This window comes from Candidatus Dependentiae bacterium, assembly GCA_020431705.1.
GTDB lineage: Bacteria > Babelota > Babeliae > Babelales > Vermiphilaceae > JAGQHQ01.
On sequence record JAGQHQ010000008.1, the window covers coordinates 35,902 to 49,133 of the forward strand.

Consider the following 13,232-nt stretch of genomic DNA (forward strand, 5'->3'; position numbering starts at 1 on the left):
CGAGAACCAAAAATTGCTGGATCAATAAGCCCTTGAACCGTTATTGTAGTTAAATTTTGACCAATCAAATTACTTAATCGCTCCAATGGTCCAGCAATTTTAACATTGCCAACTAGATTTAAGCCCCTACCAACTTTAATATTAAAGTCTGGCTCGTAATAACCTGTTTGCGATATAACCAAAGCTGATCTATGAAACTGAACAGTATCCAATATTTTTAAACGTGGCTCTATTACTGCAAACCTAAAACTATTAGGCAAGCCTATTAAAAGACTGAATTTTGGTTCTATCGATTTTATTCGCAAAATTGCATTATCTTTAAGTTCTTTTATTTCTTTTTCTGTTTTTGTTTTAACTTGAGTGCCACCAATCAAAGTCGGCTCCAAAGCATCTTCTTTGATTGGCATCTTTTGCGGTTTATGCTCAAATTCATCATCTTTTTCTCGGTCAGAAGGAAATTGCGGTTTGACTAAAGATTCTTGTTTTGGATCTTCATTATCACTATCATCATCTTCATACCAATTTCCTTTATCATCTTCACCATCATTGCCGCTATCACCGTCAAAAATTTTACTTTCTTCTAAATCGTCAGAGTCGCCTTTTTCCTGCATATTCGTATCCTTTTCTACTTTTTCTGGAACAACTACCCCCTGATCTGGAACAACGATGAGCTCTATTTCAGGTCTTTTTTTTGTTGGTGGAATATATGGTTTATCCTTTTTAATTATTTCTTCAATAATAGGTGATGTTGAATCTTTTGATATCGGTACTTCAGGCTGATTTTTTGAACTGGGATCAGAAATAGTAAAATCAGGCATCACAGGGCGAACAACAGTCGTTTCAGCAGGCAAAATGGCATCAACAGTCGTACCAATATCATTATCAAACGGTCTATGAACAGCATTAAGTAAACTAGTTACTTTAACTGGTACCTCAGATTTTTTTTGTGGTCCAGGATATTCAAGTCCAATACGCAATTTTGCCATTACTTTTTGCCCAAACAGTTCAACAGAAAAAGATAAAACTCCTGTTTGATCTTCTAAAGAAATATCTAATGACCGTTCAACAATAATGATATTCTCAAGTGTTTTTTTTAAGAAAATCGGAATAGAAATAGAATCAACAGAAAAAAATTCTGCGAGCGTAAATGGTTCACCAGAATCGATAAAATGCCCAAACGCCTCCATGGCATTTTTAAACATTTGTCGTTGACTCTCAGCTACTTTTGCTTGAGCATTAAAAGAAAACAGTATTGATGCCACAAACATAATTACACAAAAATATAGCGTTTGTTGACAGGCACCAAAAAAAGTCCTAATTTGCTTCATCCACCGCTCCCTTTTTTTACATTGAACTTTCTATTTATTCAGAAAGATAGTAAAACAAAAAAGATCTCAGCAATGGTTTAGATAGAAAACAGAATGCTGCTGTAACACAACATGCTCTAACGCCTACTGTCTAACAAAACACGTATGTCAGCTATATTATCGATAATTAAAAGTCAACGGAAATACGTCCACCAACTGTTGGCACTAACACAGATAATTTACCATTAAATGGAAAACGGAAAAATAATGATGCTTGTGGAATAACTCGTGCGTCAACATCAAATAAATGAGCAAAATTGTAGCTTGCGTTAACAAAAATTTGATGCATAGTCCATTCTTCAAGTATTTTAGATGTATTTGCAATTTCTGAAGAAAACTCATGTGTACTCAAAGAAAGCTCATCATCGCCATGTTTAAAATATTGGTAACCAACCAAAAGCGATGCTCCTTTAAAAAAATGATATACTTGAAGATACAGATTAAATCGTTGAGTTAAACCAAAATCTTTATAAGCACATGCTTTTTTTAAGAGTAATAATTCTGTTTGACTAGCATGTGTTTTAATTCTTCTTTCTCGAGTATTACCAAACAAGTGTAACAATTCAACATCAAATCCTAATTTGAAATAATGCCCCATCAACAAATCAAGGCCTCCACCAAATAAAAGACCAACGGCACCATCATATCCAAAGGATAGCGCCATGATTTTATCTTCATCTTTTCTTCTACCTGAAGGTAGATTAAGACCTATGCGGCCATTGAGTTGTGCAGATTTTAACAGCGGACGGTATTGCGGATATACTTTGTGCCAATGTAAAAGCGCAAGTAAATCACCAAAACCACGCCGTTCCCACGAGCCAAGCTCAAGTCCATCACCAAATGTTTTTACGTTTTCAAAAAAATTGTTAGTAATGTTTTCTTTAACTCGAATATCATCTTCAGTAATATCTTTGGTTTGCTCACACCACAAAACATTTTCCAATCTCATATCAAAAAACGGAAGATATAAACTAAACGCAAAACTTTCTGTAATAAAAATAGTTGCTGCAAATGCACCACCGAAAGCCGTTTTAAAACACCCAGTTGGTATAAAATGCCCACGCACACCATCGTCATTTGCATTTAAACGTATATTGAGTTGACCAAGAAGTGTATTTTCATCATACCCTTTAAGAGCAGCCAATACATTTTGATCACATTCATATAAACGCAATACGTTTGTTCTATTACTATCAACATCAAAGTTATAAGATGCATGTAAACCACCCTCGGCAAAAAAGCCCATTTGCCAACGCTTGCCAGTGTAGTCAACCCGTAGCAATGAATCATACGGTCTTAAAAAATTCATGGCATGTACATGCGATGTCAATACAACCACAATAACTAATGTAACTATATTTTTTACATTCATACTGCTTATCCTTTGCTGCACAAATTTTTATTCATTAATTCGTAATCCAAAATCACCAGCAATAAACCAACTTCCAGTACCACAGCTACGCAAAGCATGTAACACATCATTACCAGTCGATATATCAAGCGGAATTACTGTTCTATTTGTTCTTGTATTATTATCAAAGAATAGGGCTTCTGGATCTTCACGATCACGCCCATTAAAGAGTACTGCTCCATCTTTTGCAATAACATCTCTTACATTACCAAAATTTACAAAATATGATGGTCCCCCATTACCAAATGGAACTAATTTGAAAATATCTGGAATGGTCTGCAATGTAGTATCACTAATTGCTGCGACCGACGTATCAGAAACTAAAAATCTGTTAATTTGTGCACGCTCTTTGCCACGATAGTTGCTAAGTAGGCAAATTGTTCCTCCGCCCATACGCGCAACGTCTTGTATTCTTCCAGTCAAAGAAGTTGATATAATTTTTGTAACGGGAATTTGTTCGTTAGGTATAGTAACACGAGTCCAACCCATATCAGCAACACTTGTTACAGTCGCAATATTTTTACCATTACCAATTCTAAAAACACCCGCACTTGTTGTAAGTAATGCAAATTTTTCTGAAACTAATATATCAATAAGTGTGCCATTATCGCCAAGTCTCGGTAAATCAGAAAGGGTTGCCAATGTTACTTTAGTAAGCTGACCTATTGCAAAATCACTACTACTTAAATCAATTCTATCAAATACTGTATCAGTCAATACATATAAAAAATCATTATCACAAATTAGTTTACGAACAAACCGATAATTACCAATTTTTTTGAAACTCATACCATTAACGAGACCTTCAAAATTATAGCTCAACTCGTCTGGTGTAGTCCAACCACTACCATCAGGATTTACTAACATTGCAACACCACCAACACCACCAACAACTAACCATCCATGTTGCAATTCATCGAGTTGTACGATTTCTGCTGCAGTAATTGGCCCCAGCTCGCTCAACACACCACCAGAAATTGAAACAAATTGAGTACTTAATCCATCAGGAAAATCCTGTGTGATAGCGCCATTTTCAAACGCTACCGAATCCTTAGTAAATTCACCCTCATTTGGACATAACACATCATTATCATCGATGTGTCCAGTCTCAATTAACGCAACAACACCATTGCCTGTTGCAACAGTCAATGCAATATCATTCAAGCCAGGTGTATTTTGAGAAAAATCAAACAACCCGCGAATACCACCAGCTGTTTGTGGCATAATACCACGTAATAAATCTGGCAATTGCCCACGTAATGATTCATCGTTATTTTCCCAACTTGTTCTTTTAACACTATTGATTGAATCAACATCAGTACCATGTATAAATGTGAAATTTCCAAGTTTCGCATCAAGCGCAAAACCAAATACTTTATTAGTGGTACCACCCACACGCTGCCATTGTGTCCATCCTTTTATTCTACCTTTTTCATCAAGTAAGGCTTGAGAATAAAAAATACCTGATTTTTGATTTGTTTCAGGTTCACTAACACACACAAATACTGCATCACCCACAATACGAATATCTACAATATCGCCACTAGCAATTCCGTCACCACCAACTAATGCAGCAATATCACTTGAAATTGGTATATCCATAGCGGTAGTTGCGGGAACATCAAATTTTCTACCCAAAAAACGTGGAGTATCCTGATTTGATATCACATCAATAGGATCTGCATCTTTTTTTGCAATCGTACCGTGCACAGTTAAATCATCTACTGATATAACCCCTTGATTATTACGCTTATTAACAAGCGGTAATGCAAATACTTTGTTTTGTTGCACATTATTACCACCAACAACAATTAAATATGGTAAACCCGTTGAAGTATGCATAGTACGCACCTTAAAAATAGAAACCTGTACATCAGCATCAACACCACCAATAATTTCATTATTATTACCCACAGTAAATACACTGTCCGGAGCAATTTCTCGTAACGTAAGTTCTGTCGTGCCTGCTGTATCAAAACTTCCAACAAAAACACCACGAGCTCCATCATTCGCAGCGCTATTACCCGTAATTTGCAACGCGCCATACAAAACACGGAGCTCTGCATCCCACCACAAATCAACTGCATTGGCAATGCTTACAGCGGAGTTATTAATAGCTATTGCACTATTATCATACTCCAAAGATGCCGCACGTGTATCATCTACATTTATGGGTACACCCGAACCAACATCGATTTGTTTGAGTACACGGCGCGATTTATTCTCTTCAGTTGCCTCATCCATAACATTCAATACAGCAATACCACTATCAGTATCACCAAAATTGGCCTCACCATTACCAAGTACTGCAGCAAAAACCATTGTTTCATTTGCTACACCTAAACCAAAAATATTTTCAGCTGTTGTATTACCAGTTGCATCTTTTATGTTGAGCGCCTGCAATACTGGAATATCATCAGCTCTAAAAAATCTATCAATCACATACACATGCGCTTGATTCGCAACACCTGTTTTTACCAATGCAATGCGCTGCGTTCCCATCCGCTCCATAACGCGCATAAAACGAAAACTTGCATCAAAAAGTGGGCTTGTTTGATCTATCACACCATCAACAGTTGTTTTTTCCAGCGCTAATGGTACAAAACTATTGCTTGAAGCCACTACTTTTGCCACAGCAAAACCACCAGCCTCATTATCAACTGCTGCACCGACAAAAAAATCAGTGCCTACACGATTTGCATCATGTGCACCAACTGTAAATGAAAACGTTGTATTTGGCTCAGCATCACTATCACCAATTAAAACTTCAACACTGTTAAGTGAAAATGAAATAAAAAATAAAAATGATAAGAAAAAAATATAATGTAATTTTTGTTGTATATATGTCATAAGGAAATCCCTTATTTATGCATGCTAAACATGCATTACTTTTTCAAACCAACTCTCAGAAATAACACTGCAACACTGCCGTTAATATGATTAATACATAATGTATATAGTGTAGGGATATTTTAAAAAAGTGCCACCACAAGAAATTTGCAAACATAAAAAGTTCTGTTACCGTGAAAAAAGAGCAAAATTATTTCTAGGGGGCACTATTCATGCATGCAAAATTATTTTCTGCAACAACCATTGGTGTTGATGCACATCCAGTACAAATTGAAGTTGATGTATCATTTGGCTTGGTAAACTTTTACATTGTTGGCCTGCCAGACACGGCAATTAAAGAAAGTAATAAACGAATTATTACTGCACTCAAAAATAGTGGGATTAGACTTCCATCAAAAAAAATTACTGTAAATTTAGCACCCGCAGATTTAAAAAAAGAAGGAACCCTCTTTGATATGCCGATTGCCATTGGTATTTTGCTTGCATCAGAATTCTTAGAAATCCCTAAAGACTTCATAACCGAAACTCTATTTTTAGGAGAGCTTTCTCTCGATGGTAGCATTCGATTTATCAAGGGTGCACTAGCAATTGCATATGACGCACACAAGCTTGGAAAAAAAAGAATTATTCTCCCAAAAGCAAATGCACAAGAAGCATCACTCATAAAAGATTTAGAAATTATTGGCGTTGAACACATCGCTGAATTAATTGCATACTTACGTAGGGAAACGTCAATAATACCAACTCAATCTTCCCTTGAAATATTTACAAAACGAGAAAAAAAAATTGAATTAGATTTTAGCCAAGTAAAAGGTCAAACATATGCAAAACGCGCATTACAAGTAAGCGCTGCTGGCAGACATAACATTTTATTTGTTGGCCCACCAGGTGCAGGAAAAACAATGCTTGCAAAACGATTACCAACGATTATGCCAGATATGACCTTTGATGAAGTATTACAAACAAGTAAAATTTATTCAATTACTGGAAAATTACAAAAAAAATCATTAGTTATTCAACGGCCTTTTCGCAATCCACATCACACAATTTCGCAGGCAGGACTCGTTGGTGGCGGTTCATATCCACAGCCAGGTGAAATAAGCTTAGCACATAACGGTATTTTATTTTTGGATGAGTTAACCGAATTTAAACGCGACACACTCGAAGTGTTACGCCAGCCACTTGAATATAAAAGCGTGTGTATTGCACGCGCACACCAAACGGTAAGCTTTCCCGCATCATTTCTACTCGTTGCCGCACTTAATCCCTGCCCGTGCGGGTTTTTAGGAGATAAAAAACGCCATTGTATATGCAGCCCACAGCAAATCAGCCGTTATCTTGATAAATTATCTGGCCCACTACTTGATCGTATCGATGTACAAATAAATGTACAATCAATAGATTATGACACTATAAAAAATCAAAACATTAAAATACAAACATCACAAGAGTTGTTTGAGGGTGTGCAACAAGCACTAGATATGCAAGCAAAGCGTTTTGGCACTGATGCAAAGTGGAATGCACATATGTTGCCAGATGACGTTGAAAACTATTGCATTTTAACTGAATCTGCTGAAAAATTACTTAAAATAGCATTTGAAAAATTAAACTTAAGTATGCGTGGATATCACAAAATTTTAAAAGTCGCTCGAACAGTAGCAGATTTAGAGCAATCAACAACAATTGATATTCCACACATTCAGGAGGCAATTATGTACCGATCATTAGATCAAAATTTGGAAAGACCACGTTCATGATTGTTGGTATTGGTATTGATACCACGGAAATTAATCGTTTCATTGCATGGAGTAATTTTTCGCAAAAAAAGTTGTTGCGCATTTTTTCCGAGCAAGAAATTATATACGCCTTTAACAATAGTCACATAAACAAAAAAGCAGAACGATTAGCTGCACGCTTTGCAGCACGTGAAGCATTTTATAAAGCACTTCATCAGATGGCACCAGGCAATACCGTACCATTACTCACATTATGCAAAAAAATAGAAGTTGAATACAAAAAGGGAATGAGCCCTCAGCTTATTGTTGATTGGGACGCCCTAAAACAATATATCAAAAACTCTCAAACATTACCTCGTATCAAATCGCATCTTTCAATTACACATAGTAAAAACTCCGCTACTGCAATGGTTATTTTAGAGCAATAGTACAACATGTGTAGTATTAATCATTCATCCTTTTCTATCTATTCTTAAATTATGCATTAAAAGGTATTTTAATGTTGACAATATATAATAAGAAGCTACAATATACATTGAATGAGGTTATTTCTAGGATTGTTTTCAAAAAGTATTTCCCAAAAAAATATCTTATTTGACACATAATCTGTAGCTTGATAAACATATGCCGCGGGGTAGAGCAGCCTGGTAGCTCGTTGGGCTCATAACCCAAAGGTCGCTGGTTCAAATCCAGCCCCCGCAACCATACTTTGTTTTTAACAGCATTCGGTTTTGTTTTAACTGTGCCCTAGTCTTTTTTTTAGTATTTTCTTATAAAAATAATGAAGTGGTTATTTTAACCTAAAAGGTATTGTGTAGATAAATAATGGCAATTATTTATCACTAAATACTACTCGTTGGTTCATAAAAAAGAATGCTATTGTTAAACAAATTGAAATAAAACTTAAAAGACGCGTTACATTACCAATAATAATATTGGCAATCACAAGTTGCTTATCTGTTGCAAAGTACAAAAGATAAAAACCCAGAGTTCCAACAGCACACAATACAATAAATGAGTAAGTGAGAAAAATTGCCATTTATCTGGTGTGATGTTTCTTTCTGGTTATCGCAAGCACAATATTATTAAGTGTCGGTTCGATAGTTACGAGTAAAAGTGCGCTAATAAAGAGATTTTCCAAAATAATATTTTCTATTTTTTGCAAACCAAATGCATGCAAAAAGAAATCCTGGATAATTAAACAGAATATCATTGTCAATACGCCAAAAATAAGACTTGTACAAATAAGGTTTGGCCACCTAATTGATTTTTTAAGAATGATATCCTTGATAGAATACCACAGAGCCATAAATCCAATAGTTCCTAATGAAAAGCTAATTAAACATAAATACACAGCTCACCTTTTAGATATATTATTTTTGCTAATTTTAAAAAAAGGTATCAATAACTTATTAGGCCTTAAAGACATGATGTTTAATTAATAAGTAACAATATAAAACGATGAGCTTTTTGTAAAATAGCTTTTGCATTATCGTAAGTTAATTTTTCCAGTGCCTGCTCATACGGTAACCACACAAAAGCTTGATGCTCGCTAGAAAGAGTTACCTTACTACTTGGATCAACCTCGCCCACAAAAAAATAAACTGTTTTAAAAAAATCTGCACCATTATATTGGCCAGCATACGAAATGTCTTCCTGGAAGTTATCATGAATCGCTGCAGTTAATCCTGTTTCTTCTTTAAGCTCTCGTAATGCAGCCTGTCTTTTTGTCTCACCAGATTCGATGTTACCTTTTGGCAAATCCCAATGACCAGCAGGAAAATAATGTAAAATAAGATACTCTAATATATTAGATCGAATTCGATATATTACTATTCCCGAACTTTTTAATATGTTCTTCACATCTATACTTTTAAGTACTCTTTTAATTGTTTATTTGATTAATCCAAAAAATACAATCGTACAGCAAATAATTCTTTTGTATAAAAAAGTATGAGCATGCTTATTATACATAAGGGGCCGACCCAAAGCCAATAACCTAGACCAATGAGCATAAAGTTTGCCAAAACCGAAGGTAACACAGCAACAAACTTTTCAGATACATAATATACACCAGTCATAAAAGTGAGCACTATAACCAGCTGCACACAGTATCTCGCGCCAAAAATTAAAAATGGCAGTATGTATAATCTAAAATCAAACATAACACGCACAAATATAAGCAACAATATCGTTTGGATCAATCCAATGCTCAAAGATGTTGCTAATGCAAGTCCAGTAGCATTCCATATTCGCATCAACAAAATGTTAAAACCAATATTGATAATTGTTGCAATTACAGCAACAATTGTTGGTAATAACGTGCTATGACGAGCATAATACACATTCAAAATAATTTTATTGAGAGAAAAAAAGAACAAGCCAATCAAAAATGCAATTAATATTGAGTGAGCTTCTACTACTTGTGTAAATGTAAATTTTTTAGATAAAAACAACGTAGAAAAAATTTTCTCTCCAAAAAAACCCATCATAAGTGCTACCGGTAATGTAACCCATAAAATAAGTTTCGCCGCTTCTAACAAATAAAAACTTAACCGCTTGGGAGCATATGTACTTACACGAGAAAAATGTGGCAATAAAATGGTAGAAAAAGCAACTGCAAAGACACCAAGCGGAATACCCATAAAACGATTTGCATAGCGAAGTAGCGAAATTGATCCAGGAGGCAAATACGAAGCAAAGCTTGTATCTATAAACAAACTCATCTCCATTACACTCATAGCAATCGTGCACGGAATGAACTTTTTAAGCACATCCTTAAATGTTTTCCATGCATATGTATCAATACAATCAAAAGAAAAATGCAACTTAAAATAAGTCACTATATGTAACAAAAACTGTGTTAATCCACCAAGTAAAATAAAAAAACACAAATACTCTACTGGTAGTTGCTTTATCAAACAGACAATAAGTGCACTTACAAACACAATATTTAAAAGTACTGGAGAAAATGCTGGTACAAAAAAATGGTTAACAGATTGTAGTGCACCTGCTAATAATGCACTACTTGAAATAAAGAAAATAAATGGCATCAAAATACGCAAATAAGGAGCTGCAAATTTAATTTGTTCTACAGAAAAACCTGGCGCAATTGTTCGTAATACAAGCTCTGCTTTCCACATTACAAGCGTACATAAAATAAGAACAATACTTTCAAAAAACAAGAATGACAAAGACATTAAACGATTAGCATTCCTTCTGTCTTCCTTGTGTATTATACTAACAAAAGTCGGTATAAATGCAGCTGATAGTGCTCCCTCAGCAAAAATTTTGCGCAATGAATTAGGAATTTTAAACGCAGTAAAAAATGCATCTGAAACAACTCCCGCACCTAAATACTTTACGATAAAATACTCACGAATTATACCAAGTATTCGACTCATAAATGTAGAACAACTTACTTGCAATGTTTTTTGTATAATCGATTTTTTATGTAATATTGTTTTCATGCATCCTCTTTTTTATACTATTGCAACTAAGTGTAACAGAAAACATAAAAATAAATGTATTTAGGTGCTTAATAAAAAGAGCAACATAATTAAGAGCTGAAGGTAATTTTTAAACTTTTGTATTCATTTCTTCTTTATAAAAAACAAAAAGCGCAATTGTTACGAGCACAAACGAAGCAAAATAATGCCATGTAATTTTTTCACTCAAAAAATACCAGCCAAAAAAAGCACCAAAAAGTGGACATAAACAACCTGCCAAACTAACAAATGTAACAGTATAACGCTGCAACAAAAATGCATACAAATTATAACCAATAACATTAGCAATCAAAATCAATCCAAACGTCCACTGTAAAAATGGTAACCATTCAGCTACAACAACAACTGATTGCCCTTGAGATACTGGTAGTATTATTTCAAAAATTATCGATGTAATTAAAGCTAAAATGCCACCAATAAACATTGCGATACCATTAATACTAATCAAATGATAGCCACGATCCATAAGTTTTTTAACCAAAAACCACGCATAAGAAGAAGAAACCACTGCGCCTAGTAATACAACTTCTGGCAAAGAAATTCTAAATAGCTCTGCTCCGAATTCCGGCATATCAGTTTGCATAAAAAGCATAGGACATACGCCAATAAAACCTAAAATCATTCCGAAAATTTTATAACCACCAAATTTTTCCTTAAAAAGAAAATAAGCCAAAACTGCAGAAATAAACGGCGTCAAAGAATAGAACAATGTTGTTTTTGATGAGGTAATAAATTGTAGCGCCCAAAATTCACCAATATAAGCAATGTAAATATGAAAAAGCGCTGTTTGCAAAAAAAGAAGCATATCTTTTTTATATATAAAACGTAATGTTCTGTTTTTATATAATATATAAGCCAACATTGCACTACCAGCAATAAGCATACGAAATGCGATAAGAAAGCATGGTTGAGTATAATCCAGCGCATGCTTACCAATAGTAAATGCTAAAGCAAGCAGCCCATATAACAAAACAAGAAGAATCATTTGTTCCTATGCCTTTATGTGCAATAACCCATCATAAAGTTCGTATACCACATCCATTTTTTGAGCAATATATGTATCATGAGAACTGATAATCATTCCCATATTCCACTTTTTTTTGCAATCAGTAAGCAGATCAACAATTGCTTTCCCGGTTTTAATATCCAAGTTTCCAGTTGGTTCATCTGCCAATAAAAAAGCTGGCTCATTAAATAGTGCACGTGCAATAGCCACACGTTGTTGCTGGCCACCGGATAAACTCATTGTTTTTTGCTCTTTTTGTTCAAAAAGCCCAACAAGTTTAAGGAGCTCCATCGCTTGCCTAAGGCATTGATCTTGGTTTTTTCCTGCAATCAGGCCTTTAATCATAACATTTTCTAAAATAGTTAACTCTCCAATTAAATGAGAGCTCTGAAAAACCAGGCCTATAGATTGATTTAAGAACTGCTCTTTTTGCCGCGAAGTAAAACTTTTAATATCAATGTTATTATACAAAACATTACCACTCGTTGGTGCATCTAGACCCGCCAGCAAATGCACTAATGTTGACTTACCAACGCCAGAAACACCAGTGATGGCATAACTTTTACCTCGCTCAAATACACTTGTTATACCTTTGAGGATTTTATAGTGTTGCTGCCCCTGAATAAAATACTTTTTTAAGTTTTTTGTAGCAAGTTGTATACTCATACGCTTTATTGTACATGTTCTAGCGGTATTAGAAAAGCTCTATTTTCTGCAAAGAATCGTCTTATGTGTTGTGATAAACTCATCGAATTTTATTCGATCAAAAAATGAAAAACCGTATAGCAAAAATTTTTTGTATGATAGTACCGAAAAAAATTAGCTTAGCAACAAAAATCAATCGGTACTATCATGAAAAAAGAGTATATCAGTGAATTCGCATGGATCAAAATTTCTAAGTTTTTTAAAGATTTTGATTCATGGAGTAAAAAAATGTATTTGGAATGAATTACTTAAATTTTGTATCGATAATCCAGATCTAGAATATGTTATGATTGGTGCAACAATTGTACGAGCATATGCTTGTTCTGAGGGATATGAAAAACAAAATGAACAAGGAATAGGCAGAAGTGTTGGTGGATTCACCAGCAAAATTCATGCAAAAGTTGATGCACTGGGTAATCCTTTGCAATTTTTAGTTACACCCGGACAATCAAGCGACGTTAATCAAACGGTATTAAACCCCTATTTTCAAAATGCCTACGTGCACAAAAACCGATATTATCATCATTAAGATCCCTTAAATGTTTATACTTTACACCGATTATGTACCACCGAGCGAATTGTGAAATTAAAAAATCGATACATCCGATTCAAAAGTCCTAAACATGTAGGCTAAAACAGCAGCCTTTA

12 protein-coding genes and 1 tRNA gene are annotated in these 13,232 nt (G+C 34.6%); 4 read left to right on the top strand and 9 right to left on the bottom strand.

All coding sequences use genetic code 11. The annotated features are described in order from the left end of the window. From KC460_03210 to KC460_03220, 3 genes are all read right to left on the bottom strand, one after another. Positions 1-1,328 (bottom strand): hypothetical protein (locus tag KC460_03210; GenBank protein MCA9770353.1); only part of this gene is annotated, 1,328 nt, incomplete at its 3' end. A 166-nt stretch (positions 1,329-1,494) separates the two neighbouring features. Next, positions 1,495-2,739: a hypothetical protein gene (locus tag KC460_03215; GenBank protein ID MCA9770354.1), complete on the bottom strand. Its 1,245-nt coding sequence runs from the start codon at positions 2,737-2,739 to the stop codon at positions 1,495-1,497. Between the two features lie 27 nt (positions 2,740-2,766). Beyond that, positions 2,767-5,628, bottom strand: a complete 2,862-nt coding sequence (locus tag KC460_03220) for a hypothetical protein (GenBank protein MCA9770355.1) — start codon at positions 5,626-5,628, stop codon at positions 2,767-2,769. A 212-nt stretch (positions 5,629-5,840) separates the two neighbouring features. On the opposite strand from KC460_03220, the gene KC460_03225 reads away from it, so the two are divergent. The 3 genes from KC460_03225 to KC460_03235 all read left to right on the top strand — a co-directional run bounded on the left by KC460_03225 (position 5,841) and on the right by KC460_03235 (position 8,069). Next, positions 5,841-7,385, top strand: coding sequence for a YifB family Mg chelatase-like AAA ATPase (locus KC460_03225; GenBank protein ID MCA9770356.1), 1,545 nt, complete (start codon positions 5,841-5,843; stop codon positions 7,383-7,385). Beyond that, positions 7,382-7,792 carry a 4'-phosphopantetheinyl transferase superfamily protein gene (locus KC460_03230; GenBank protein MCA9770357.1) on the top strand — a complete coding sequence of 137 codons (411 nt, stop codon included), beginning with the start codon at positions 7,382-7,384 and terminating at the stop codon, positions 7,790-7,792. Before KC460_03225 ends, KC460_03230 begins: the two co-directional genes overlap by 4 nt. Positions 7,793-7,992: 200 nt before the next feature. After that, positions 7,993-8,069 (top strand) — tRNA-Met (locus tag KC460_03235). A gap of 127 nt (positions 8,070-8,196) precedes the next feature. On the opposite strand, the gene KC460_03240 is transcribed toward KC460_03235, so the two are convergent. The 6 genes from KC460_03240 to KC460_03265 form a co-directional block, all read right to left on the bottom strand. Further along, entirely contained in the window at positions 8,197-8,403 is a 207-nt protein-coding gene (locus KC460_03240; GenBank protein ID MCA9770358.1) for a hypothetical protein, read from the bottom strand. Then, positions 8,404-8,718, bottom strand: coding sequence for a hypothetical protein (locus KC460_03245; GenBank protein ID MCA9770359.1), 315 nt, complete (start codon positions 8,716-8,718; stop codon positions 8,404-8,406). 80 nt (positions 8,719-8,798) lie between these two features. Beyond that, positions 8,799-9,218: an NUDIX domain-containing protein gene (locus KC460_03250; protein ID MCA9770360.1), complete on the bottom strand. Its 420-nt coding sequence runs from the start codon at positions 9,216-9,218 to the stop codon at positions 8,799-8,801. A gap of 47 nt (positions 9,219-9,265) precedes the next feature. Then, positions 9,266-10,834 carry a murein biosynthesis integral membrane protein MurJ gene (gene murJ, locus KC460_03255; protein MCA9770361.1) on the bottom strand — a complete coding sequence of 523 codons (1,569 nt, stop codon included), beginning with the start codon at positions 10,832-10,834 and terminating at the stop codon, positions 9,266-9,268. Positions 10,835-10,943: 109 nt separating this feature from the next. Then, entirely contained in the window at positions 10,944-11,858 is a 915-nt protein-coding gene (locus tag KC460_03260; protein ID MCA9770362.1) for a DMT family transporter, read from the bottom strand. Between the two features lie 6 nt (positions 11,859-11,864). After that, complete coding sequence (locus KC460_03265; protein ID MCA9770363.1) at positions 11,865-12,545, bottom strand: ABC transporter ATP-binding protein; 681 nt, start codon at positions 12,543-12,545, stop codon at positions 11,865-11,867. Positions 12,546-12,750: 205 nt separating this feature from the next. On the opposite strand from KC460_03265, the gene KC460_03270 reads away from it, so the two are divergent. Beyond that, complete coding sequence (locus KC460_03270; protein ID MCA9770364.1) at positions 12,751-13,113, top strand: hypothetical protein; 363 nt, start codon at positions 12,751-12,753, stop codon at positions 13,111-13,113. Positions 13,114-13,232: the final 119 nt, after the last annotated feature.

What these genes read in the sequence shown, in the direction of transcription:
- KC460_03215 (MCA9770354.1), bottom strand. Translation starts at nt 2,739, where the DNA reads ATGAATGTAAAAAATATAGTTACATTAGTTATTGTGGTTGTATTGACA.
- KC460_03220 (MCA9770355.1), bottom strand. Translation starts at nt 5,628, where the DNA reads ATGACATATATACAACAAAAATTACATTATATTTTTTTCTTATCATTT.
- KC460_03225 (MCA9770356.1), top strand. Translation starts at nt 5,841, where the DNA reads ATGCATGCAAAATTATTTTCTGCAACAACCATTGGTGTTGATGCACAT.
- KC460_03230 (MCA9770357.1), top strand. Translation starts at nt 7,382, where the DNA reads ATGATTGTTGGTATTGGTATTGATACCACGGAAATTAATCGTTTCATT.
- KC460_03240 (MCA9770358.1), bottom strand. Translation starts at nt 8,403, where the DNA reads ATGGCAATTTTTCTCACTTACTCATTTATTGTATTGTGTGCTGTTGGA.
- murJ (MCA9770361.1), bottom strand. Translation starts at nt 10,834, where the DNA reads ATGAAAACAATATTACATAAAAAATCGATTATACAAAAAACATTGCAA.
- KC460_03260 (MCA9770362.1), bottom strand. Translation starts at nt 11,858, where the DNA reads ATGATTCTTCTTGTTTTGTTATATGGGCTGCTTGCTTTAGCATTTACT.
- KC460_03265 (MCA9770363.1), bottom strand. Translation starts at nt 12,545, where the DNA reads ATGAGTATACAACTTGCTACAAAAAACTTAAAAAAGTATTTTATTCAG.